Below are 25167 nucleotides of genomic sequence, written 5' to 3'. Positions count from 1 at the left end.
CTTCGCGATAAACATTCCAGTATTCATTACCATGAATATGAGGTTGAGAGGAAATCTGGACGTTATCTTTCAACACATTCGGTAAGTTTATGGAGTCATAGCGCCAGCGAATGCCACAAAGTCGTCTGTGGTTTGTTAGCATAACCTTAAATACCGAACATCAATAAAATTTATATGATACTTTTTGTTAAGAAAATAATCTGTAATCTTTATAGCAGCGTACACTAATGCACTATAAGAGGTATACATATTGTTCTATTGACAACATGCGTACCGTAAAGTTATTAACAGTCCATAACCTGGTTTTTTAGAATCGAGGGTTCCACATCGGATTCATTATTCAAATCCTAACACCCTCGATTGTGGTCGAACATTAACATTTTAAATCGAATATATTAAATTAAATAATTTCCGATCTTCACCTTCAGGTCCGAATTTATATTCATCACCAACTAACCTCAGTATTTTTTCTTCATCTACAAAGAAACCTCTGTATACTATAGCGGAAATTATCCTTCCAAATATATCTGAAGAAACGTGTCTTCTCAATGTTTTAAGATCTGCTAAATTATCTCTAAGAATATAATAAGCGTAATTCATTAGAATGAAGTTGGATATTAATAAATTTTTTGTAGATTGATACTTATCAAAACACTGCTCCAAAGCTTTATATATTATTTTTTTAGATTTTTTATATGCATTAATAAAATTGCCAGGATCGATAAGATAGCAATTTTTATCATTAAACAACAGGTGATTATCTTCGTTATTCGCAACAAACAAAAAATTCAATACCGATGATTGATAGTATTTTATAGCCTTAATATCTCCAAAGTTTTTCTTTTTTTCAAATTGTGCATAAAATTGCTCAAGCAATGATAATACAGTTACATTGCCATGCTGAACAGTATTTATACAGAGCCCATCATTAGTAATGCATAGTAAATTATAAGAGTCATCATCCATGCCCATTTCAAAACACAAAAACCTTAAAAAAAAGTCTTTTGCTTTTATTGCGTAATCTTCTTTGCTGTTTTTTAAGGAAAGAAGTTGATATATATAAAATATAATATAACGATATCTTTATCTATACGCTGTCGATTATCTATTTGAAACAGATAACCTAATCGAGAAAGAAAAACTTCAAATGCATATTTCCCTTCTTCACTTAGGCCTAGCTTCTTTAATGCACGCTGTAACATAACCTTAGGAAAGCAAGTTTGCCAACGACTCAACTCTGCATACTTCCCATTTTCTTTTTTAAAATAAACGGGAAAAAGGTCTGGTTCATCTTGAACATAGACATAATTTCCAAAACTTTCAATCTCTGCTCTCGCATTAGTGAAGTGTTCAATTTTATGTAGGTACATTTCAAAAATCATTAAGTAATCCTCTTACCACATTTCTTCCAATTACCTTTAGCATCTTTCTTTTCAATCTGGAATGAAGTGATTTTATCATTAAAACGAGAAAGGATATTTTTACCGATGCCCCTTGCTCCAGGTTCATTTCTCTTTGATAGAACTCCATCTTTCAGCCCGGTTTCTTTGTAATCAACTTTTGATATATCACTATGTTGATTAAGAAGCTCAACCCCAGAGTCATTTACGGTCATAACGGCACGATACTTTTCATTTCCAGGGTTAAACCCTGGTCGGCTATCATGATTAACCCATATGGCTTTTTCACCACGATTATTAGGAACCAATCCGCCTTTACCATCGCGTTCAGAAGCTGATGCAATCGCTTCATCTTTACTCATATAGCGTATAACTTCCTCTTGTTTTAATCCCAGAGGGTCTATTCGGGTTAAACTATTTGCACCATACTGGTAAAGGTTTATCCCCCCCGCCAGCCCTATCGGGTCCTGCTGCGTAAACCGCCCGCAGTCCGGGTCGTAATACCGGAAGAGATTGTAGTGCAGCCCCGTCTCACGGTCCAGGTATTGCCCCTGCATCCGCAGGTTCTGAGAATATCCTGATACTTGCGTCTCGCTTTCCCGCAGCAGCTTGCCCCAGGCGCTGTTCACCCCTTCCCAGCGCACCTGCCCTTCGATATCCGTCATCCGCTCCGGCGTACCGTTGGGCTGGCAGTGGAACCAGAAGATCTCCGGGGCATCAACGCCGTCAATACGCGCCAGCGGGTCGTAGCTGTCCTGATCGCTGTAGACGTAGGTCAGCGGCACATCCCCGTGCAGCTCCTGCAGCAGGCGGAACCCTTCCCAGACAAACCGGGTGGTAACCGGCTTGCCGGTTGGCTGTCCGCCCAGCATCTGGCGTCGCGTTTTGCTGATGCGTCGCCCGAGTGGATCGTAGCGGAAGCTGACCTGCGTCTGCGGTTTGTTGCGGTCCCGCGGCTGGCTGATGACTTCCGTCAGACGGTGCTCACCGTCGTAGCGGTAGTGCCAGCGGGTCTGGCCGTTATCTTTCTCCACGGTGCGGCCGTGGATGTCATAGCGCCAGCGAATGCCGTTCAGCTGCGTCAGGCGGTTGTGCGTGACCTTCTCAGCAGATCCTTCGAGCGGGTTACCGGCAGCGTCCCAGCGCCACTGCTCCTGTCCGGGCAGCGTGCCGTCCTGAACGAGCAGACGCCCGGCGCTGTCGTACTGCCAGCGGTACCAGCTGAACGGGTTATCGTCCCGCTCTTCCCGCACCAGGTTATTGCGGTAGTCGTAATCCCAGCGGCGGGACCAGCGGCGCGGCGACGGGCGCTGGGCATTGCCGGTAAAGACGTCCCGGCGATGCAGTCGCCCAAGACGATCGTATTCGCTACGGGTGGTCAGCAGCCCCTGAGTGCGGCTGGTCTCCCGGTGGAGTTCATCGCGGGTAAAATCGGAGACCGACAGCTTATCGAGAGCAATGCTGAGCAGATGCCCGCTGCCGTAGTAAAACTGCTTCAGCTCGCGGCCATCGGGCAGCGTGACGGAGGTGCGGTTGCCGAGAGCATCATACTCCCATGTCAGCTCACCGTGCTCGCCCACTTCACGCGTGACACGCCCCAGGGCGTCATAGTCAAAGGCAAGTTCCTGTTCTGCCTCTGCACTCCAGGCGTCAACGGAAAGTGCCGGATGAAGTCCAATACGACTCAGCAAACCTGACGGTGTGTAGTGATAACGGGTCTGCCCTTCCGGCGTGGTGCGGGCAACCAGCTGGCCACTGGCGCTCCAGGCGAAGGCATGGGTGATGGCTTCCGGATGACCGGCGGCAAACGTGCGCGCTATCGTACGCCCGCAGGCGTCATAGCGATACTGTGAGGCCACGCCATCGAGCCCCACCTCTTCCAGCAGCAGCGAGTCCGCGCCCCAGCGGAACTGGTACGCTTCGCCGTTTTCATTTTCCAGGGCAATCAGTCGCCCGCGGCTGTCCCAGCGGCGGCGGACCTCTTCACCCTGAGTATTACGCGTAGCGGTTAATCGTCCTGCCTCGTCATATTTAAACTCACTTTCTTTGCCATCAGCGCCCGCATGCGTCACCGGCAGGCCGCGTTCGTTCCATGCAAGTGACTCTGTCCAGCCTTCCGGTCGATCGAGTTGCACCGGACGCCCTGCGGCATCGTAGCGATAGCGCGTCTCTTCGCCGTCAGCGCCGATCTCAGTCGTTAACCAGCCCAGCGGATGATAGGTATAGCGGGTTATACGTCCTGAACAGTCTGTGGCACGAATGACCTGCCCGGCCTCGTTGTACTCCTGGTAGCGACGGTTTCCCGCGGCATCAACTTCTTCAACGACCTGACCAAACTCGTCCCGTCGCAGCAGTGTTGTCTGCCCCATCGGGTCCACCACACGCTTCAGCCCGTGATGTTCGTCGTACCAGAAACGGGTCGTACTGCCGTCGGCTTCAATGATGGCTGACGGTAGCGCGCGGTGCTCCAGCCAGGTGGTGGTGCGGGTATTGCCGTCGGCGTCAATTTCCTGCACCCGGTTGCCCATTTCGTCGTAGACGAAGGTGACGGCGTTACCGAGCGGATCGATGCGACGGGTCAGAAGTTCGTTTTCATCCCACTCGTAGCACCAGTTTTCACCGCGCTCGTCAACGTAGCGGACAATCAGATTTTGCGCGTTCCAGTAGTGCTTACGCGTCTGGCCATCGTAGTGCTCGACGGTCGTCAGCCCGGCGGCTAAATCGTAGGTGAAGCGGCAGCCGTCGCCGGTGCTGGTACGGTTTTCTACCACGCGCCAGTGGTCGAATTTTTGCCAGCGGTATTCGCTCTCCAGCCCGCCCGGCAGGCGGTGCCAGACCATCAGGCCGTGGTCGTTATAGCGGTATTCGCGCGTCACTACGCCAGAGGCATCCGTCACGCTCGCCAGCTGGCCGCGCGCATCGTAACCCCATTGCATCAGCGGCCAGGTACGGTTGCCGTCAAAATGGCTGGCAGAGGTGGCGCGCTGCGGGAAACGCTCATCTTCATAGCGCAGGGTGACATCAATCGCCCGTGGCTCATCGTGAAGATTGACCAGCCTGCCGTGTTCATCCCACTCCGTCAGCAGCGCGTTACCGTATTCGTCGCTGAGGGAGGCCAGACGCAGGAGGGTGGGATTCGCCCGGGTCGGTTTATACAGACGCCATACCGCGCCGTCATCGTCGGCAATCGCCACGTCGCCGCTCTCATTGCGGCGGATGATGATGCCTTCGCTGATGCTGTAAAACGCGCGATCGACGGGCGGCAGCTCAAAGCTCAGCTCACGGCCGGTTTCGTCGAACCAGGTCGCGTTGTTCTCTTCGAGCGTCAGATAGCTGTCAAAGGTTGTCGCCCAACCCAGACCAAACAGCCCTTCACGGGTGGTCAGGCTGTTGTAGCTGCGCTGCCAGCGCAGCGGGAAGCGCCCCGGCAACGAGAAATCGAATTCATCGTCATCATTCAGCACCTTCACGCCAGTTGCAGCATGTACCGGGTGCGAGGAGCCAAACACAGCATTAACGGCCATATCGGCCAGCATGCCACCGCCAGCTGCCGCCAGTGCACAGGGCATATTTTTCAGGATTTTACCCGGACGTCCGCGCAGCAGGGAGAGCGCAATCATTCCCAGCGCCAGACCCGGCGTTTTACCGCTCTTGATATCACGTACCGTGAGCGTGTCCCCGCCGATGATCACATTCGGGGAAACATCGTCGGAAACGGTGCCTTCACAGGTGGTGCGATCTTTTGCACGTACCGCGGGCTGCCCGTTAATGAAGACGCTCTTAGAGCCCTCAGCGAGGTATTGCGGCCCGGAGTGCTTTTCGCACGCCACTTTATCCTCTTCAAGGGGCGACGTGCCTGCGGCGGCGGACGCCACGCTCGGCTGCCACATCTCGCTGCCAAACTGTCCAGCGGCGGAAAGCAGCATGCCGGCATAATCGGCAAAGCTGCCCGGAGACTGTGGTTCAGGTGACGGTGTGTCGGCGGGCGTCAGCGTCCCGGCCGCTCGTGCAGCGGGAATCGCGTTCGTCAGAACGTTATCAGACCCGGTGGTAATTTTGCCCGCTGGCGACGGCGGGAACAGCGCGTTGCCTAAGCCTTCGGCGGCGTTGCTGATATCGTCAGTTATACCTGCCACGTTTGCCAGTACGCCGCCAATGATCCCACTTAACAGACAGCTGGATCCAATCGCCGCCACGCCCGCAGCGGCGGCACCCGCCCCCAGCAGCGGAGCAGCAACGGTTGCCGCCGCGCCCACGGCAGCGCCGATAACGGCATAGGCCGCACCTTCCGCCACAATACTGGTGATATCCGCAAAAATGCTGGAGTGAATGATCTCATCGCCCTGACGGGCCGCGTTGTTATCGCTCATGCCTTACACATTCCGGTTGTCGTTTAGCGTCAGACTCTGCTTAAGTGCGCTCCAGCGCACCTCATCCTCTGCGGTGAATGCTCTGAGCGCCGAGAGGGTAAAAATCATCAACACCGGCTTGCCCGGCGTTTGTACGGCCAGCTGTTTTTGCCAAATGCGCTGTCCGTTACTGTCAAAGGTCGTCTCGACTTCCAGCGCGTTAATTTTTCCGTCAGGCCCGACCTTTACGCCCTGGAATGCGCTTTGGGCAATCTCGCCCATCTGCGGACGTAGTAGTTCCCACTGGCGGTGAAACTCTTTCTCATAGTCGCTGCCATCCGGGATACCGCCGCGGCTGACCACCACGGACAATCCGCTTTCGTCATCGCGAATAATATTCATACTGTTGTCCTGCCAGGCAGCAGGAAAAAGGGAAAACGAACCTTCCTGGAGGGTGTATTTCATAAGTGAACTCGGGATGATTAATAGTGTGAGAAATAAAAGGGGCCAATCCATGCTGGCCTTTGGGCTGACGAATGCATTATTTAAGCCACTGACCTGACTGTTCAACTAGCACATGGCTGCCTTTGCTCACGACCAATTTCACGGGTGAGTAAGTCACGGTGTAAGCGATCTCGCCATTCTTATAGGTAGAACCAATTATTTTACCTGCAGGATCGTGCAACGTTTTCCCCTTAAGGGAGATCGTACTATTATCACTTTTGCGCACGCCGAGATAATACATCTGGTCACATTCACTAGTAAAACGCCCGCATTTATTGACCAGAGAAATAGCGAACTTTTCAGTATCGAGTTTTCGGGTTTCAACTGTCTGAGCCGAAGCAGCTTTATGTAACGTATAACGCTGCGGCGCATAATAATTTCCTTTTTGAGGAGGAGTAACTAAACGCCATTCCATTTCACTCCCCTTAATTTCCAGAACAGCCCGTCCGCCTATACCGCCAAACAAAGAGTTGAACTCAACATTGGCACGATTGCCCGCGATCGTACCGCTAAGATTACGCTCATCATCTTCCGGGCAATCAATGCGGTTTCCTCTTTGAGAAATATAGCAATAAGATCCGGAGATACGGCCACCTGATTCAGCTAACCGCAGAGTTAACGTCGAGTCGTTCGCGTACTCGCCTGACCATACTCCGCCAAATGCGGGACCAGATTGGCTTATCGTTTCAAAATGCAGTGTGCCAAATCTTGCAGCCCATTTTTTAATATCGCCGTTAATATCCTGACGATGTTCAGAAGACTGATAATGAATAACGTCAGACTCGGGTATGACCCAGGCAGCGTAGATTTTGCCATCTGGTTCGATAACCAAAGCAGAGGCGTTTTCCAGATAAAGATTTTTTAGCCAGCCTTCAATCAACAATCCTCCGTCAGCCGTGGAATGCGGTTCACCAAATACATCAAAATTGTTGATAAACGTCTGGTAATCGCTTCCCAGGGCCTTTCTGAGGAGGTCTGTCACTTCGCTATCGTTAACGATGCGACTGACCGTATTGAGCTTATTGTATTGTGATAACTCTAGCGCAGTTGCAGTTTCAGTTGCATCTGCCAAGAAAGCGGTGAGCAATACGGCTGCCAGATATTTCCTTTTCATAAATTACTCTGGATTTCCATTGTCGTAATTCATTGTTATCTTAACAATTTTACTGTCTTTGATCTCAAAAGAGAGGACCTTTTTACCCAACTCATAGGTAATCCATTGTTCTCCGGCATCCTTTGCGACCTGACCGTCACCGTATGCTGTGTTCAAGTCCGTTTTCGTTGAACCAACATGGACACCACGCGGCGTTGCGACATCTGTAGCAATCAGCGTGATCTGCGACACGATATAATCATCAACGCTTCGTTCCGCTTTATCCCACCAGAGATTGGAACTGAAAATGTCTAACCCAGACTTTTGATGCTGGAAGAATTTATAGTTAGCTCCGTCAAAAGGAACCTCACCGGTAAAACTGCCTTCCACTGGCACGTCAATTCTGCGCGCAACGTCAGGAGTCCATCTTTCACCCAATTCGACAGGCTGGCTTTTTATCTGCACAGAAAAATCGTGATTTGTCAGAACGGGCGGTATAACTTGAGCCAATACCGCACTGCTGCACAGACAGGTAAGCATCAGAACAAAAAAAAGATATGTCGGAGTCTGTTTTTTCACGTTAATCGTCATTTTCTCAATCTAAATTACGCTTCTCACCGATGTGGGAAACCGCGAGTCATGGAAGCTGTTTTCTTAGTCAGCGCTAATAACAACAGAGCTCAGACAGTCAGGTTTTTTTACGGTGAAACTGAAACTCACTTTTTGTCCATTCATATCTTTTGGTGCTGTATAACTGGTCACTTCATTCTCCGAGCGGCCTCGGGGATAATCAGTTAACGTCAGTTGTGGGTAATGCTTTTTAACAGTTTGAAGTGTGATGCACTGGCCTGATGGTGAAAAATTCAGTAATGGAGCCATGCCATCATTTTCTTTGCTTACTCGTAAATCAATGGTAGTAATGCTCGTACCCTCCAAAAGCTTGAAATCATCAGCATGGTAGAAGTTCATATAAGCATTATTTTTCATGTAGTTAAAATGCAACGGCATGTCATTTAGACTCGTAACGGATAACGTTTTGAGTGAGGCGCTCATTTGTGAAATGAACGCCCAGAGATCCTTTTTCTCTGAATTTCCCTCAGCCATTCCCGTCGTTAATAATGCAATAAGCACTGCTACGACCTTACTCACCTTTAGTCGTAAATTTCTCCTGAACTGCCGCATCAATATCCCCTTTATGCCCGGAACCCGGCGCCGTGGTGCCCGGTTGTGTGCCAGACGTATTCAGGTGCAGCTTACCGCCGGTGGTGATATGACCATCCCCTTCAACGAAGAAATTAAACTCTTTGCCGATGAGGTTAATCTTGCCGTTAGCGTTCAGCTCAATTGCGCTTTCACCAGAGACCAGCCGTAGCTTCGTACCGGAAGCAATGACATATTGCTCCACCGCCGCATCCAGCTTGCCTTTACCCGTCAGGATCTCTGTTCCGCCTTTCACCGCCTGGATCTGATTCGCTTCCACCCGATGCAGCTCATTTTTCTTCACATAATGGCTGCGCTCGCCACCGACGCTGTGCGTTTCATCGTTCTTAATGCTGGTGTCCATGTTGCGCTCAGCCTGGATCCACACCTGCTCTGCACCCGCCTTGTCCTCAAAGCGCAGGGCATTGGCATTATCCACGGAGCCATCCTTCGTGCGGCTCATAAAACCCATCTGCGTGGCCGCCGCCGGCAGCGCCCACGGCGGCATGCTTGCTTCGTTGTACACCCGGCCGGTGATAATCGGACGGTCCGGGTCGCCGTTGATAAAGTCCACCACCACCTCATCGCCGACCCGCGGAATTTGCACCCCGCCGTACCCCTGACCCGCCCAGGCGCTCGACACACGCACCCAGCAGGAGCTGGTGTCATCGCCCTTCGCCAGACGGTCCCAGTGGAATTTCACCTTCACGCGGCCATATTTATCCGTCCAGATACTTTCGCCGTTTGGACCCACGACTTTTGCGGTCTGTGGCCCGTAAGTACGCGGCCACGCCGTGCTCTGCGCCGGACGGTATGACACCGACGCCGGGATGACCGCGAAATCAGTGCGGTGAAGGGTTTCCCCCTCGCCGCTCGCGTAGCGGTTCTCCTCAAAATGGTAACCCGCCGCCGTGACCAGATAGTCACCGTTATCACTGAAGAACGGGGCGTTAGTCAGGGTGAAGGTGTGTCCCGGTGCAATACCCGCGGCCGTGGCCGTCGCCTGAATCTGCTGGTGCTCCACCTGCCAGCGCTCCTGACGGATACGGGCGTAGAACTCCGCATGCCCGGTCTCAACAAACCGTCCCGGCCAGTCGTACACGTCGATACTGCCCGGTTTCGGTGACGCCGGGTTCTGCTGCGCCTGGAACAGCCACGCGTTCGGCTTGCGGAAGTCGTAGTCATCGAGGCTATAAATCCCCGGGGTGACGCTGTCCTCCAGCGCCCACTGGCTGATACCCTCTTCATCCGTACTGCCGCCTGACGGCGTCTGGTGGTAAGGAATGACTTCGTAGCCGCTGAACGGCTGATGCTGCGTCGCGGCGTCGGTGAGCACCAGCGTGTGCTTGTCCGCCTCGTGGCTGAAGTGATACGCAATCCCCTCCAGCTCCATCAGACGGCTGATAAAGTCCAGGCTCGACTCCTGATACTGCACGCAGTAGTCCCACACCCGGTAGCTCCCGGTGAGCTTATCTTCCACGTTAACCTGATGTTCACCCAGCAGGGTTTTCACAATCTGTGGCACCGTCTGACCCTGGAAGATACGCAGGTTACGGTCGCGCTTCATCGGCCACAGGTCCGGCTCCACCGTCAGCTGGTACACCGCATAGCGGGTGCCCGTCAGCTCGACGGCACTCACCGCCACGCGGGTGATTTTTCCATTGATATAGCGGGGCGTCAGCAGGCTCTGCGTCGGGATGGTCACCGTGACCGGCTGACCCAGCAGTTTGCTGCGGTCAATGCGCGCATCCGTGCCAAGCAGGGTCAGCGTCAGGGCGAACGACTCGGACATCGCCTCGCGGCCCGTCAGTTTCCAGAACAGAAGCCCCTCCACCGGGAGCTGAACGGTAATTCGGTTGAGCATAATCTTTATTCCGTAATGGTTTTATGCTGGAGAAGATAATAAAAAAACGGATAAATGAAAAAAGTCATTTACTATTACATGTAACCAGACAGATGAAAAATCACCTGGGGGGGAAATCGTCGAGGAACCTATCATTTAATATGGAACACTTAATTAACTAATTAAAAATACATCCTACGCATGGCACCATACTTTCCCCATGCTAAAAACAAAGCATTGGTATAAAGCACACATCTCTTCCGCAGCGATGAAGTTTCCCCAGTACGTCCACAGTATTATTCCCGGAGATGGATACCCCCCTCTCATTCGTCAAGCCGACTTCAGTAATGTGTGGTGGAGTCAGACCTGCTGGCTTAACACGCATGGGAAATATCACCTGGTAATGAAGTATTTCCTTGTCAGTTAAGGTGTACAGCCATTTCCAGTCGTTCGCCTCAAGGTCTTCGTTACTGGTAGCGGAGGCTATGGGAAACGGATAGTTGTTCTAAGTGTTTATAATGTCTCTTCACTTAGGCCGCGGAGGCTAACCAGATACCATAGAATATAAGAATGCATCCAAATGATGCCAGGCATTTCGCCAGCAAAATCAATCCAGGGCCATATCTGTTTGCCAGCGATGACAAAATCGAATAATTTTGCTCCGTGTTATATCGCTGATGAAAACGCATTATAGTTTCAAATATTGTGCAAAGCATAATGACGAAAAACTTAGCCAATAATAGTGTGACAAACGAAGGCGGAATAACGATTAGTACCAACTCACCATCTTCTTTTGTCATCGAGGGGAAAATTTCCCGCAATCCGATCAACACGAAAACCAGAATAAAAGTGCCGACTAATATAAAAGATAATTTTACGAAAAAAACCACCCATTCTTTTTTGTTAAAATTATCTTTGCCATTCCAGATATAGGTAAGAGCGACCAATGAAAAAATAATAAACCCGAGAAACTTCATTGAATCCGCTGCTCCTTATTCGCTCGCCCGACTATGACAGTCACACACTAACAATTGGCGCCATGGCGGGTTGCGTGAGGATGATCACCGTAACCAGTTAACCGAGCTGCCTGCTGTGGTCGATGCACGCATCCGTATCGGGTCGGGTCAAGGGCATGACGCAAAGCGGAGACGCGGTTGCGGTAACAGTAGAAACTAGGGTATCCGTTATGCAACCTTAATCATTGTGCTTACTTTAACCAAAGACCCGAAAACATAAGGAAGCTTCCGAGGGAAATTAAGCTTTTAGCAACGATAAGTAAGCCAGGCGCGACGATGCGTGATATAGACGATATTTTTTCATAATTTTCCACATTGTAGCTTTTGTGCCCCCTCAGAATCCCCGAGAAAACAGTACAGAGCAGCACAACTGTGACCTTTAAACCCCATACGCACAGAAAAGACATAGAAAAAATGATCGAATATTGTTTGGCCGTTGCGATGGAAAACAATGACATCGACTGAGAAAGCCATTTAAACGTAAAGCCAATGACAACTGTGGCTACTAACACCAGAACCAACATCATCCCCGCCAGGAGCCACTTTTTCTTGTTAAAAAAATCTTTTCCATTCCAGATAAGCGCTAGTGTCCAAATCATAAAGAAAATAAAGAAAAACCAATGTATTACAATATTTCCCATTTATCCTCTTTAATCTTTTGTCAAAAGGGCAACACACTCAGCAATAACCATTAATCCCGCCATCTGCCTGAGCGGAAATTACGGCCAGCTCAACCCCTCACTATCCAAATATGAAAACAATTACAAGAAAGTATCTTCAGGAGCCCTGTCGAATAATTCACCTGCCATTCTGGCGATACGTTCGTGTTGTACCAATTTGTCTTTCCACTCCTGTGGGATACCGGAATAACCATACAGCGCACCCGCGATTTGCCCCGCCGTCGCCGCAACGCTGTCAGCATCATCGGCAAGATTGGCGGCCAACAGAATAGCATCTCTGAAATTATCCGTATTCCATACGGACCACATCGCGGCCTCAAGCGTATCGATGACATAACCACTTGAACGAATCTGATCGCGAGTTTTTTGCTTATATTCACCCGCGTTGATAATCATTACACGTGGCTGAAGCGGCATGACGTGTGGAGCAAAAACAAAATCTTTATTGCTGCCATTAATCATATGTACAAGTAAATAACTTAAATACTGTGTGCTATTTATTGCTTCCGCGGCACCGTGCGTGGCGATGCTCTGTTTTTTAGCTTCATAAAACGCTTTGCTTAATGACTTTCTAAAAAAAATTGAGACAGGGGCTTGTCTGATAATAGAAGCATTACCTGCAGTTTCTGGCGAAGTATTACCGCTCCACCCAGGACCAACAGTTAAATATTGTTCTAAAGCAAAGCGAGTTGTATTACCTATATCAAAACAGATGCCATTTGAACTGTTATAACCATGCTGATACCATTCCAGAAGCTTATTCCTGAAGCATATAGTATCAGCATCACCTTTCTCAAGAAGCGTTTCCGCAAGACATAATGCCATGGATGTGTCATCCGTCCATTCGCCTGCGCGAAGTCGAAATGGCCCACCTCCTGTCATATCTTTGACGTATGCTCTGTCACGCGGTAAAAATTCGAGCGTAGTGCCTACGGCATCTCCAACAGCAAGACCAATAAGCGCACCAACAGCACGATCTCGCGATTCCACTAGTGAGATGTTGCATGATGGTGTTAAGTCCCATTGTTTTTGGGCATCGCAATCAAAAGATGATTCTAATAGTTTATCATTATATTTATACTGCATTTTCTGCTGGACTGAAAGACTACTAACAGGTAAGTACTTACGATATCTATCTACATATTTTAACAATACATTCAAATTAGCATGTAAATCAATCACCATCCACCCATAATAAAATATATCTAATATCAACCCTAAAATTCATCAGGATATTTCATTTTAAGATTTTGTTGTTTTATTCTATAATTGGCATCAACCTCATGCGGGAGCCTAACCTTTAATCCTCGGCGGATTTGATCAACAATAAACCAGGCATCCGACAACCTTTCAAAAAACAACTCATCCGAATTATCAAACTCCTTAGCTGCATACATACCGAACGTCATTTTCCATAATTTCGCCTTATCCTTTTCCTTGCCTTCGATTAGGTCCCGCAGAAATAATAATTGTTGTACTGTAGAGTCGTACATTTGCAAAAGCGGGGATTGGGGATTACTTTTTCTAACTTCAGCATATCTCTTTTGAGATAAACTTAATGTTTTTTCAACATAATCCAAGGCTGTTATTTCATTCATTATATTGAGTCAAATTATTAGAGTGAGAGCGCGCCTATTATTCCCGACCACTTCTGTCTGATAAAATCAGTCACCACATTTTATTAAAGGAAGATAATAGAATTAATAGGGGAAATTAAAAAATCACTTTCTTTATTAATGAGTGACTATCATCAAATATGGTCCACTTGATATTTCGACATATTTCAACACTGGAAAAGTAAGTTGTTTCGTCTCACATCCAACTTCGCATCAACACAACATTTTCTATTCAACTTAATGGCACGCTATAATAGCCGCGCCATATGATTTATACAATTACCAGAAATTATCCTCAAGTGCTCTATCGAATAGTTCACCTGCCATTGTGGCGATACGTTCGTGTTGTTCGAGTTTATTTTTCCAATCCTGGGGAATACCGGAATCACCATATAATGCTCCAGCTATTTGCCCCACCGTCGCCGCAACGATGTCAGCGTCATAGGCAAGGTTGGCGGCCAGCAGAATTCAAAAAAACTGCCTATCACTTACGATATCTTTTTTGTCTTTTCAAATATTCCACATCTTGTTCATGAGGAAGAATGATCTTCAATCCTTTCCCCATCTGCGAAGCTATATAATTAGCATTAGATAAATGCTCAGCAAGTTCGGCATCTGTTGTATCAAATTCTTTAGATGCAAGTACTCCAAGATTCAATGAATGTAATTTACTTTTATCTTTTTCAGCGCCAACCAAAACAGATTTAATATAATCCAACTGGCACTTCACCATAACATACAGTGAAAAATCAGGTTTTGTTTCCAATCGTTTATTGATTATATCAATGGCATCATTGATATAATTCAGCTCGTTATAATTTTCTTTATTCATGAGCACTCTTAGACATATTTTTATCTGAATAAATTCTGTACCCCCCTACCTTTTGGCTGGTAGAGATATTTTTTTAACTAGCCAAATACCAGGTACAGGAAGCAATATTACCGAACTACTCTACTTTTTTTGCATAATTCAGTATGTTTTCTATGCTGGCAAAGTGAGTTGTTTTCCTCACATGTTACTTCACATTAACCCAACATTTTCCCTTCAACTCAATGGCACGCTACAATAGCCGTGCCATATGAATTATTCAATTATAAAAAATTATCCTCAGGAGCTCTATCGAACAGTTCACCTGCCATTTTGGCGATACGCTCGTGTTGTACAAGTTTGTTTTTCCACTCCGACGGAATACCAGAATAACCATATAATGCTCCCGCTATTTGTCCTGCCGTCGCCGCAACGCTGTCAGCATCATCGGCAAGATTGGCAGCCAGTAGAATTGCATCATGGAAATTGTCAGTATTCCATACGGACCACATCGCGGCCTCAAGCGTATCTATTACATAACCACTTGAACGAATCTGATCGCGAGTTTTTTGCTTATACTCACCCGCATTTATGATCATTACACGCGCGCATAGTGGGAAAACATGAGGGGAAAAAGCTTCTTCTTTTTTATAACCGTTAATTAAATAGTGTAATACCAATCCGAGAAATTGGCATGCATTAATTGACTCTACCGCGCCATGAGTTGCGCGACTCTGAGCCTGGGATTCGAAGTAAATCGCGCGCAGCGATTTTCGACGAAAGATAGACACCGGAGCTTGACGAATAACCGCAGCATTACCAGCAGTGTGTTTCTCGGTATTACCATACCATGAAGGCCCGATACGCAGATACTGTTCAAGCGCAAATCGCGTCGTATTGCCAATATCGAAACACCGACCATTACTGCTATTATCACCGTTAAGATACCATTTAACGAGATATTTTCTAAGTATATCGGTATGCATTCTGTTTTCTGAAAGATAAGTTTCCGCCAGACATAATGCCATGGACGTATCATCCGTCCATTCACCGGGTTTTAAATGAAAAGGTCCGCCACCAATCATATCCGCTACATGTTCACTGTCTCTTTTCTTAAACTCAAGAGTAGTGCCGACTGCGTCCCCAACAGCCAAACCGACCAGCGCCCCAAGTGCTTTATCACGTGAAATATCTTCAGTCGTAATTAAAGGTAATGTTTCATCCCAGGCTTGTGAAGAACTCAAACCATCAATACCGTTATTTTTTATTGCCTTACGGACATTAATTGGCATGTATGTACGATAGCGATCGGCATAATGATTGATTACAGAGTCTTCAGTATGAAGGTCGATCATGGTATTACCCTTAATTCTATATTTGTTATCCCAAGTTCATCTGACCTGCTGATAACCTCAAACGATGTATTAGGCTTAAATAGCACTTCAGTCTCTGTTGCATTGAATTCTGAAAGGAAGTCAATTTTCCGGCCGGAAAAAACATCAACACCATCTTTTGCCCGCCAGGATGGTCAGCGAGTAAAATCACCGTCTGCTTCTGAAAAATGACCGAGTTATCATTTTTAAACTGATAAAAAAGCTCTACCGCCGGATGACCATTAACAGAAGTCATCTGAGAGGATTCAAGACGAAAGTCGGGCACCGTAATTTCCAGTTCACGCGTCAGTCGGGTAGCCGCATCATGGACTTTATCTTCGTTTTTTGCCGTCGCACAAGAAACAACAAAAGTAAACTCGCTAGCTCCGTTATCACTCATGGTGAATAAATTCATGGTTCTGTCTTTAAATACATCGGGCAAGGCGAGTGTTGCTTCCTGAAGGATATATTCGGCCATTCTGGTTATTCTTATTTATTGGCATTAAAAACAAAAAAACCATCCACTTCCTGCTGGATTTCACCCTGATGGGATGCACCTGGTGGGTCGATGACATTACGTCCGTCATCAGGGTTTAAGTGCAACTCCCCGGAAAGCGTATTAATTTGAGCATTCTGTTTTGCAGTAAAGTTAAAGTTATTACCAATGATATGAACGCTACCGTCTTTTGATAGCTCGATGGCGCTTTCACCACATTCCAGTCTCAGCGTATTACCTGCGGAAAGTATAAAATTATTAACGACCTTATCGTTTCGACTGTTCCCCGTCAGGCATACCACATCGCCTTTAATCCCTGATTTCTGGTTTTTCGCTACCCGTAAGGTTTCATCTTCACCAACAAACTGGGTACGATTTTTTTCGGTAGAGTGAGACTCGTCATTTTTGACGTTAATATCCAGATTCCGCTCAGCCTGGATCCACACCTGCTCTGCGCCCGCCTTGTCCTCAAAGCGCAGGGCATTGGCATTATCCACGGAGCCATCCTTCGTGCGGCTCATAAAGCCCATCTGCGTGGCCGCAGCCGGCAGCGCCCACGGCGGCATGCTTGCTTCGTTATACACCCGCCCGGTGATAATCGGACGGTCCGGGTCACCGTTGATAAAGTCCACCACCACCTCATCGCCGACCCGCGGAATTTGCACCCCGCCGTACCCCTGACCCGCCCAGGCGCTCGACACGCGCACCCAACAGGAGCTGGTGTCATCCCCCTTCGCCAGACGGTCCCAGTGGAATTTCACCTTCACGCGGCCATATTTGTCCGTCCAGATACTTTCGCCGTTTGGTCCCACAACCTTTGCCGTCTGCGGGCCGTAGGTGCGCGGCCACGCCGTGCTCTGCGCCGGACGGTATGACACTGACGCCGGGATGACCGCGAAATCAGTGCGGTGAAGGGTTTCCCCCTCGCCGCTCGCGTAGCGGTTCTCCTCAAAATGGTAACCCGCCGCCGTGACCAGATAGTCACCGTTATCACTGAAGAACGGGGCGTTAGTCAGGGTGAAGGTGTGTCCCGGTGCAATACCCGCGGCCGTGGCCGTCGCCTGAATCTGCTGGTGCTCCACCTGCCAGCGCTCCTGACGGATACGGGCGTAGAACTCCGCATGCCCGGTCTCAACAAACCGTCCCGGCCAGTCGTACACGTCGATACTGCCCGGTTTCGGTGACGCCGGGTTCTGCTGCGCCTGGAACAGCCACGCGTTCGGCTTGCGGAAGTCGTAGTCATCGAGGCTGTAAATCCCCGGGGTGACGCTGTCCTCCAGCGCCCACTGGCTGATGCCTTCTTCATCCGTACTGCCGCCTGACGGCGTCTGGTGGTAAGGAATGACCTCATAGCCGCTGAACGGCTGATGCTGCGTGGCGGCGTCGGTGAGCACCAGGGTGTGCTTGTCGGCGTCGTGGCTGAAGTGGTATGCAATCCCCTCCAGCTCCATCAGACGGCTGATAAAGTCCAGGCTCGACTCCTGATACTGCACGCAGTAGTCCCACACCCGGTAGCTCCCGGTGAGCTTATCCTCCACGTTAACCTGATGTTCACCCAGCAGGGTTTTCACAATCTGCGGTACCGTCTGGCCCTGGAAGATACGCAGGTTACGGTCGCGCTTCATCGGCCACAGGTCCGGCTCCACCGTCAGCTGGTACACCGCATAGCGGGTGCCCGTCAGCTCGACGGCACTCACCGCCACGCGGGTGATTTTTCCATTGATATAGCGGGGCGTCAGCAGGCTCTGCGTCGGGATGGTCACCGTGACCGGCTGACCCAGCAGTTTGCTGCGGTCAATGCGCGCATCCGTGCCAAGCAGGGTCAGCGTCAGGGCGAACGACTCGGACATCGCCTCGCGACCTGTGAGTTTCCAGAACAGAAGCCCCTCCACCGGGAGCTGAACGGTAATTCGGTTGAGCATAACTTTATTCCATATGGCTTATGCGATGCAAAGACTCACGGCACTAAATGTGTCATGGTAATACTATGCAGTGTCAGATTGGTTATTTAGCGCGAACTGTTTTGATTATATATATGAGAGAGCCAATCTTTAATATTTCCGATAATATAAATAAAGCAATATTAATGGAAATAACGCTCAATCCTAAACCAGCGATCGCCATAGGGAAAAGTGTCACTGAGCAACTGAAGATGATAACGCGCAGCACTTCTTGTATAAGAGCAAAACCGACCGCATATCGATGTTTCGTGAAAAAAAACCAGACAGAAAAAAGCAAGGAAACTGGCATGAGGAGATAAACAAGATAAAAAGCACCTGTCACTATTCCGTTTACGCCACCTGCTATCAGCATAAAGATAATTACACCCGGATTTCCTCCGGTGGAAACCCACCATGACTCAAGTAAATGGTATGGACCAATCGAATAAAACACAATCCCGATGACATCCATAACACCCCAGAAATAGAAAATTTTATTTTTCGCGGTCATGTTCGCCCTAACCTTTACTTGACTGGTGCTGGCGGCCATTTACCACCATGTTGAATAAGCGTCTCTTTGATTTCAGTTAGTTTTTTATATTCTTCACTGCCTTCTTCTGTTCTGTTCAGATAACGTTGAAGTTGATTACCCATCGTCCAGCCATTGATAGTCTTAATTTCAGGGTCAGTACCGCGTTTCAGCAAAAGGAGCACGTGATCGTAAGCGTGGTAATCCAGCGCGGCTACTAACAATGTACTACCCAGTGAGTCGGTAATATTAATATCCGCTCCGCCGTCAAGCATCGCCTTGAGTGTCTCGGTATTTTTCGCTTCGATACTTTCGAATATTATAGGCTCACCAAACGTTTTGTCTTTTGCATCTGGAGATAATCCGCCGTCCAGCATCGCCTTTATCCACACGTCGCTGTCCGCTTTTAATACTAATTCTGCAGGCGAACTTTTTCCCTGCGGCCTCGGCTGCAGCGGATCTGCGCCAGCCTTAATCAGAGTAGTGATAATTTTTAAATGTTCAGGCGTTTTTTTATCGTTAAGTGAATTCATCACCGCCCAAAACAACAGGGTCATGTCCTCTTTACCAGGTTTGTTTAAATCAGTTTTCGAAGCTAACTTTTTCACCTCATCGCCGTCACCATTCTCAATTGCGCGCGCTAATGTGAGCTGGTCACCATTAAAGTAATTATCTGGTTGTAAATCCATATTTTGCTTGCACCCCTGAACCATAAACATTAAACAAAGCGCTACCCAGCCAAAAATTAGTGATTTCACGCGCGGCTCCTGATAATAGAGATATCCTCATCCTTCTGTTGTTCAATACAGTTTATCGCTTGATCTATTCCATGTCGGTCAAATGCACTCCCCATTCCACCAGGAAGGTCGTGAGCTATTCCGGCAGCATTGGGCATAATGGCAGAAATCTCTTCTTTCGCTATAAGTGCTGGCACGTGCCCTTTTACCATTTTAAAATCTTCCCAAACATTTACTTCCTGAGTCCTGGTCAGCAGTTCACCCTCGACGCGGTAAGCCTGAATGTTATCCGTGCTGCCCAATATGCTTCCGCCATATTTCTCGACGGTACCGGAATTTAGGCCAGAAGCATTAAACGTCCATCCCGCCATACCGCTTGCCATAGAGGTGGCTGATGCTAAACCTCCCCCAAGAGAGTGCCCCGCAATGTCTATTTTTTGACCTGATTTGGCGAGCTGCTCGCCCATACTTACGGCTCTTCGGTAATAATCCGACTCCAACCCAAGCCCCTGCGCACCGTTATTTTTCCAGTCAGTCATGTTCTTCATGGGGAAAAACTCTGGTTGCCTCGACCCTCTGAACACCAGCGTAGGGTTCATATCGCCACCAAAAACGTCAGGGTCAGGCTGATAGACGCGTGCCAGAAAATCAGGATCCTCACTCTTGTCATAAAGTGTTTTACTTTTAAGACCTAACTTCTTTAGCACCGATGCATCGTTGCTTATATCCTTCCAGCCCTCTGGCACCCCCGGCGTTGTCTCCAGCGGATTCACTGTCTTATAAACATTCTCAGCAAGCTTCGCTTTCTCCACCGCAATATTATTCGCCGCCAGTCGTTTAGCGGCGATCTGCGCATCCGGGTAAAGGCTGTTACTACCCTTCGCGATCAGATCCTTACGCGCCTGCCAGCGTTCCGCCTTGGTCATCTGCTGTAGCTGCGAAGCATAGGTTTTACCGTCTTTACCCGGCGTGGCCTCATCCGGCACCTGTGCCGCTTTGGATTTCACCACCTGCTTCGGCAGTACCGTCGGCGCAGGACGGGCACCGTAGGTTCGCACCATGGTTTCGTAGCGATCGACGATTGTGCTTACCGGATACCAGCCCAGACCGGTAAGCGAGGCCGCCTGCAGTCGGCCATCGGCATTGATATAAAATATCTCCGTTACCGATGACCAGTTACGGAAACTCTCGTCGATGGCAACGATCCTGCCGATATCGAGATCCTGCACGATCAGCTTACGGGTATCGCGTCCTGACTGATAGGGATTCGCCCCGGTGATGGAATGCAGCAAATCGTAACGCGTAAACAGCGAGCGCAGCGAATTGTCGGGAACTGACATTATCCACTGCCCGGCTACGGACGGGCGGATAATTTTCGCGAAAAGCGCTGGCGAGACATTCTCGCTGAAAAGATAGACAAACTTGAGGTTATACATTCGCTCCGTCCTGTTACCAGTCCCTGCTTACCTTACTTACGGATTCACCAGCCAGGTGCCAGGCTTCGCGATATCCAGCGTCTGGGTACGCGTTTTCCCGTTGCCCTGCAGTTCAATTCTGGCCTCGCCCGCAGGTAGCTTGAGCGATGCATAACCGTTATTTGCCGGACGCAGTGTTTTTGGCTCACCGTTCACTTTCAGGGTCTCACCGTCAAGAATACGGATATAGATCAGTGCCACCGGGCTGGCATCCACCGGCGGGGTGGCCGGTTGCGCTGTCGCAGTCGGTGCAGTCTGTTCACTGGCTTTCGCCGTTTCCGGTTTCACATCCGGCGCGTTCGATGCGGTTTCAACGGGGCGTGTCTCAGCAGGGGCCTGCGCCGCCTGCTCTGGCGCATCATGCTCGCCACCGCTAAACAGCATCGCTCCGGCGACGACGCCAACCAGCACGCCCGCAGCAACCATTGCCGGGATTTTGTACCGGTGCCAGTCCAGTGCAGAAGCCGGTGCTTCTTCCTCTACCGGTACCAGCATCGTGCCCGGTTTTTTCGCGCTCAGTACATCGTCGATACCCGCTACCGGCATCTCAATCAGCGCCGCAAATTCATCGATGGACTGCGGTCGGTCTTCCATGTGCAACGCCAACGCCCGGTCGATGGCCTGCAGCAGCGAGAGGGAATAGCCCTGTGGCTGCAGTTCCACCAGCGGTTTGCAGGTGTCCTGAATTGAGCGCACCACGCTGACCGGCGGCGGTGAGCCGACAATCAGGGTACGCAGCACGGCGCCGAGGGCGTAAATATCCGTCCACGGGCCCTGCTCGCTTTCGTTATCGTCAGTGTACTGCTCGATCGGCGCAAAGCCCGGGCGCAGCATGGTTTCCGTCTCGTCAGAGAGATTACCAATGGTGCGGCGCGCTGAGCCGAAATCGAGCAGAACCGGCAGGCCGTTGTCCTGAATCTGGATGTTATCCAGAGAGATGTCGCGGTGCAGATAGCCTTCGTCATGGATTGTCTTAATGGCACCGAACAGCATGGGCAGCATACGACGGATCCAGGCTTCGTTAATCAGCTCCGGTTTTTGTTCGCGCAGGCGGGAAAGCGTGGTACCGCTATAGAACAGCGTTCCCATATAGGCCGTATCGTTTTGCACCCAGAAACGCAGCACGTGAAGCAGGTTCGGGTGGTTGAAGCGCGCCAGCAGGCGGGCTTCCTGAATGAAGCTGTTCAGGCCGGCGGAAAACGCTTTGCCAAAACGTTCGCTGCGCAGTACCAGCGTCATATCGTCGCCGCGCACGGCGAGCGAGGCAGGCATGAATTCTTTGATAGCGATAGTGCGTTCGAGCTGATGATCCCACGCGCGATAGACGATGCCGAACCCGCCGCCGCCGATCACCTCTTTAATTTCAAACTCGTTGAAGCGATACCCGACCGGGAGCGCGTTTGGGACAGTCCGATTGTTATCATTATCCGTCATCTTTTACAGTTCTCTTGATGATTATTACGCGGCAAACTGACAGTGAAACTCGCCCTGCTCACAGGTGACGTGCAGACGTCGGTACTGCTCATCGCTGCGGCTGGCGGTAAGTAATATCTGGCTCATCTGAGGCAGCAAGGTGTTTGTCAGAATAGCGTCCACCATGCGGCCGCCAGACTCCACCTCGGTACAGCGCTGAACAATTTGTTCCACCACGCTGTCATCAAACTCGGAAATAATATTGTGATTCTCTTGCAGACGACGCTGAATGCGTTTGAGCTGCAGGCGGACAATCTGCCCCAGCATCTCGTCGCTCAGTGGATAATACGGCACCACCAGCAGACGGCCCAGCAGCGCCGGCGGGAAGACCTCCAGCAGCGGCTGACGCAACGCGCCGCTTAACGCCTCAGGCTCAGGCATCAGTTCCGGGTCGGCACACATGGCGCTGATCAGATCGGTGCCGACGTTGGACGTCAAAATAATGATGGTGTTACGGAAATCAATATGGCGGCCCTCACCATCTTCCATCCAGCCTTTATCGAAGACCTGGAAGAAGATTTCATGTACATCCGGGTGCGCTTTTTCAATTTCGTCCAGCAAGACCACGCTGTACGGGCGACGGCGAACGGCCTCGGTTAACACCCCGCCTTCACCATAACCCACGTATCCCGGAGGCGCACCTTTTAAGGTGGAAACGGTGTGGGCTTCCTGGAATTCACTCATGTTGATGGTGATAACGTTCTGCTCACCACCATAAAGCGACTCCGCTAACGCCAGTGCGGTTTCCGTTTTCCCCACGCCGGACGGGCCACAGAGCATAAATACGCCAACAGGTTTGTTCGGATCGTCGAGTTTCGCCCGCGAGGTTTTCACGCGGCGGGCAATCAGATCCAGGCCGTGACGCTGGCCGATGACGCGCTGGTTGAGGGTATCAGCCAGGTTGAGCACCGCATCAATCTCGTTTTTCACCATCCGGCCCAGCGGGATACCGGTCCAGTCAGAGACCACCGCCGCCACCACGTTTTCATCCACGGCCGCAAACAGCAGCGGCTCGTCGCCCTGTAAAGCGTTGAGCGCCTGCTGCTGTGCGTTAAGCGTGCTGCGCAGTTCGCCGGTCTCGTCATCACCCGCGGCAAACAGCGCGGCACGCAGGCGGATGATTTCAGTCACAAGAGCACGTTCCTCTTCCCAGCGCTGGGTCAGGGCTTCGCGCTTTGTTTCGTATGTATCGCGCTCGGCGGTCAAGGCTGCGACGCGCTCCGGATCGCCGGCACCCACGCGCGCTTCGCGTCCGGCAATCTCGATCTCCACATCCAGGGCCGCGAGATGGCGCAGGCAATCTTCCAGCTGTGCCGGTGGCGCGCTCTGGCTGACCGCCACGCGGGCACAGGCAGTATCAAGCAGCGCAACGGCTTTATCCGGCAACTGACGCGCCGGAATATAACGATGTGAAAGCTTGACCGCCGCGCTGACCGCTTCGTCGAGAAGCAGTACCTGGTGATGCGTCTCCAGCGGTGACACGGTGCTGCGCAGCATCAGAATGGCTTTGGCTTCGTCCGGCTCGTGAACCTGTACCGTCTGGAAACGACGGGTCAGCGCCGGGTCTTTCTCGATGTATTTTTTGTATTCCGCCCACGTGGTGGCACCGATGGTGCGCAGTTGCCCGCGCGCCAGGGCCGGCTTTAACAGGTTAGCGGCATCACCGGTACCCTGCTGGCCGCCTGCGCCAATCAGGGTGTGGATCTCATCGATAAACAGAATGACTGGCGTAGCGCTGGACTGCACTTCATTAATTAGAGCCTGTAGACGCGCTTCGAACTCGCCTTTCATGCCTGCGCCGGCCTGCAGCATGCCGATATCCAGCAGCCAAAGCTGAATATTCTGCAACGGTGCCGGCACGTCGCCTTCGGCGATACGCAGCGCCAGCCCTTCCACCACCGCCGTTTTGCCAACGCCAGCTTCCCCGGTCAGCAGCGGGTTATTCTGGCGACGGCGCATCAGAATATCGACCATCTGGCGGATCTCTTCATCGCGCCCGACAACCGGGTCAATCTTCCCTTCACGGGCGCGCGCAGTCAGGTCCTGACCATACTGGGCCAGCGTCCCCTGTGCGGCAGGCACCGTACCGGCTGGCGAATCCGCGGCAGCGGCCGCCTGCTGCGTCTCTTTGCTCTGAGCGCAAATCGCATCAAACTGCTCGATCAGCACGTCGACGTTAAGGCGGCTGAACTGCGCCGAGATGCTTTTCAGCACGTTGGCCAGATTCCAGGTTTTCAGGATGCCAATCAGCAAATGCCCGCCGCGAATACGGCTGACGCCATACTTCAGCGAGCCAAACACCCACGCGCGCTCCACGGCGCTGTCGATATGTTCTGACAGATCGGAAACAGAACTCGCGCCACGTGGCAGCGCATCCAGTGCGGCCACGATATCGCGCGTCAGCTGCTGTTCATCGAGGGCAAAATGACGAATCACCTGTTGCAGATCGCCATCCTGCTGCTGCATCAGTTGATGCAGCCAGTGCACCAGTTCAACATAGGGGTTGCCGCGCAGCTTGCAGAACGCGGTGGCGCTTTCCAGTGAGGTAAATAACAGCGTATCCAGTTTGCCGAAAAGCACGGCACGGCTGATTTCTGACATGTTCGGTTCCGTTGATAACAATGCGTTAGAAAAA

General features: G+C 50.4%; 21 protein-coding genes and 1 pseudogene. All 22 read right to left on the bottom strand.

Annotation, left to right across the window (positions count from 1 at the left end):
- Positions 1-381: 381 nt before the first annotated feature.
- Positions 382-966 carry a hypothetical protein gene (locus QE396_RS03825; protein ID WP_309949994.1) on the bottom strand — a complete coding sequence of 195 codons (585 nt, stop codon included), beginning with the start codon at positions 964-966 and terminating at the stop codon, positions 382-384.
- A 71-nt stretch (positions 967-1037) separates the two neighbouring features.
- Positions 1038-1382, bottom strand: a complete 345-nt coding sequence (locus QE396_RS03820; protein WP_309949991.1) for a hypothetical protein — start codon at positions 1380-1382, stop codon at positions 1038-1040.
- Positions 1382-5770 carry an RHS repeat-associated core domain-containing protein gene (locus tag QE396_RS03815; protein ID WP_309949989.1) on the bottom strand — a complete coding sequence of 1463 codons (4389 nt, stop codon included), beginning with the start codon at positions 5768-5770 and terminating at the stop codon, positions 1382-1384. The genes QE396_RS03820 and QE396_RS03815 overlap by 1 nt, the downstream gene beginning before the upstream one ends.
- A 3-nt stretch (positions 5771-5773) precedes the next feature.
- Positions 5774-6214 carry a DcrB-related protein gene (locus QE396_RS03810; protein WP_020882307.1) on the bottom strand — a complete coding sequence of 147 codons (441 nt, stop codon included), beginning with the start codon at positions 6212-6214 and terminating at the stop codon, positions 5774-5776.
- Between the two features lie 76 nt (positions 6215-6290).
- A complete protein-coding gene (locus QE396_RS03805) occupies positions 6291-7367 on the bottom strand; it encodes a hypothetical protein (RefSeq protein WP_309949986.1) in 1077 nt (358 codons plus the stop codon).
- A gap of 3 nt (positions 7368-7370) precedes the next feature.
- On the bottom strand, positions 7371-7925 hold the full coding sequence (locus tag QE396_RS03800) for a hypothetical protein (RefSeq protein ID WP_309949984.1): 555 nt from the start codon (positions 7923-7925) through the stop codon (positions 7371-7373).
- 75 nt (positions 7926-8000) lie between these two features.
- Positions 8001-8495, bottom strand: coding sequence for a hypothetical protein (locus tag QE396_RS03795; RefSeq protein ID WP_032669708.1), 495 nt, complete (start codon positions 8493-8495; stop codon positions 8001-8003).
- Complete coding sequence (locus QE396_RS03790; RefSeq protein WP_063934442.1) at positions 8488-10410, bottom strand: type VI secretion system Vgr family protein; 1923 nt, start codon at positions 10408-10410, stop codon at positions 8488-8490. The genes QE396_RS03795 and QE396_RS03790 overlap by 8 nt, the downstream gene beginning before the upstream one ends.
- A gap of 509 nt (positions 10411-10919) precedes the next feature.
- Complete coding sequence (locus tag QE396_RS03785; protein WP_020883480.1) at positions 10920-11366, bottom strand: hypothetical protein; 447 nt, start codon at positions 11364-11366, stop codon at positions 10920-10922.
- Positions 11367-11596: 230 nt separating this feature from the next.
- On the bottom strand, positions 11597-12046 hold the full coding sequence (locus tag QE396_RS03780) for a hypothetical protein (protein ID WP_020883479.1): 450 nt from the start codon (positions 12044-12046) through the stop codon (positions 11597-11599).
- Positions 12047-12166: 120 nt separating this feature from the next.
- Positions 12167-13267, bottom strand: coding sequence for an ADP-ribosylarginine hydrolase Tri1 (tri1, locus tag QE396_RS03775; protein ID WP_032669867.1), 1101 nt, complete (start codon positions 13265-13267; stop codon positions 12167-12169).
- Between the two features lie 35 nt (positions 13268-13302).
- Positions 13303-13683: an immunity protein Tsi6 family protein gene (locus tag QE396_RS03770; protein WP_032669863.1), complete on the bottom strand. Its 381-nt coding sequence runs from the start codon at positions 13681-13683 to the stop codon at positions 13303-13305.
- 297 nt (positions 13684-13980) lie between these two features.
- A pseudogene (locus tag QE396_RS03765) lies at positions 13981-14169 on the bottom strand (ADP-ribosylglycohydrolase family protein); the annotation flags it as partial.
- A gap of 16 nt (positions 14170-14185) precedes the next feature.
- Positions 14186-14533 carry an immunity protein Tsi6 family protein gene (locus tag QE396_RS03760; protein WP_020883477.1) on the bottom strand — a complete coding sequence of 116 codons (348 nt, stop codon included), beginning with the start codon at positions 14531-14533 and terminating at the stop codon, positions 14186-14188.
- A 260-nt stretch (positions 14534-14793) separates the two neighbouring features.
- The gene (gene tri1 / locus QE396_RS03755; RefSeq protein ID WP_020883476.1) at positions 14794-15864 is read right to left on the bottom strand and encodes an ADP-ribosylarginine hydrolase Tri1; all 1071 of its coding nucleotides are present in this window, start codon (positions 15862-15864) and stop codon (positions 14794-14796) included.
- Between the two features lie 25 nt (positions 15865-15889).
- On the bottom strand, positions 15890-16360 hold the full coding sequence (locus tag QE396_RS03750) for a DcrB-related protein (protein WP_020883475.1): 471 nt from the start codon (positions 16358-16360) through the stop codon (positions 15890-15892).
- Positions 16361-16371: 11 nt separating this feature from the next.
- Entirely contained in the window at positions 16372-18300 is a 1929-nt protein-coding gene (locus QE396_RS03745; RefSeq protein ID WP_230075021.1) for a type VI secretion system Vgr family protein, read from the bottom strand.
- 82 nt (positions 18301-18382) lie between these two features.
- Positions 18383-18829: a hypothetical protein gene (locus QE396_RS03740; RefSeq protein WP_020883473.1), complete on the bottom strand. Its 447-nt coding sequence runs from the start codon at positions 18827-18829 to the stop codon at positions 18383-18385.
- Between the two features lie 14 nt (positions 18830-18843).
- Positions 18844-19566, bottom strand: a complete 723-nt coding sequence (locus QE396_RS03735) for an ankyrin repeat domain-containing protein (RefSeq protein ID WP_198922454.1) — start codon at positions 19564-19566, stop codon at positions 18844-18846.
- Between the two features lie 35 nt (positions 19567-19601).
- On the bottom strand, positions 19602-21020 hold the full coding sequence (locus tag QE396_RS03730) for a hypothetical protein (protein WP_020883471.1): 1419 nt from the start codon (positions 21018-21020) through the stop codon (positions 19602-19604).
- Between the two features lie 36 nt (positions 21021-21056).
- Entirely contained in the window at positions 21057-22493 is a 1437-nt protein-coding gene (locus tag QE396_RS03725) for a serine/threonine-protein kinase (RefSeq protein ID WP_020883470.1), read from the bottom strand.
- A gap of 24 nt (positions 22494-22517) precedes the next feature.
- Positions 22518-25133 (bottom strand): type VI secretion system ATPase TssH, encoded by a 2616-nt coding sequence (tssH, locus tag QE396_RS03720; RefSeq protein ID WP_020883469.1) that lies wholly within the window; start codon positions 25131-25133, stop codon positions 22518-22520.
- Positions 25134-25167 lie beyond the last annotated feature (34 nt).

Source organism: Enterobacter sp. SORGH_AS_0287, assembly GCF_031453695.1.
Lineage (GTDB): Bacteria > Pseudomonadota > Gammaproteobacteria > Enterobacterales > Enterobacteriaceae > Enterobacter > Enterobacter ludwigii.
Note: the sequence above shows the minus strand (reverse complement) of the source record. Positions and strands in the feature narration are given on the sequence as shown.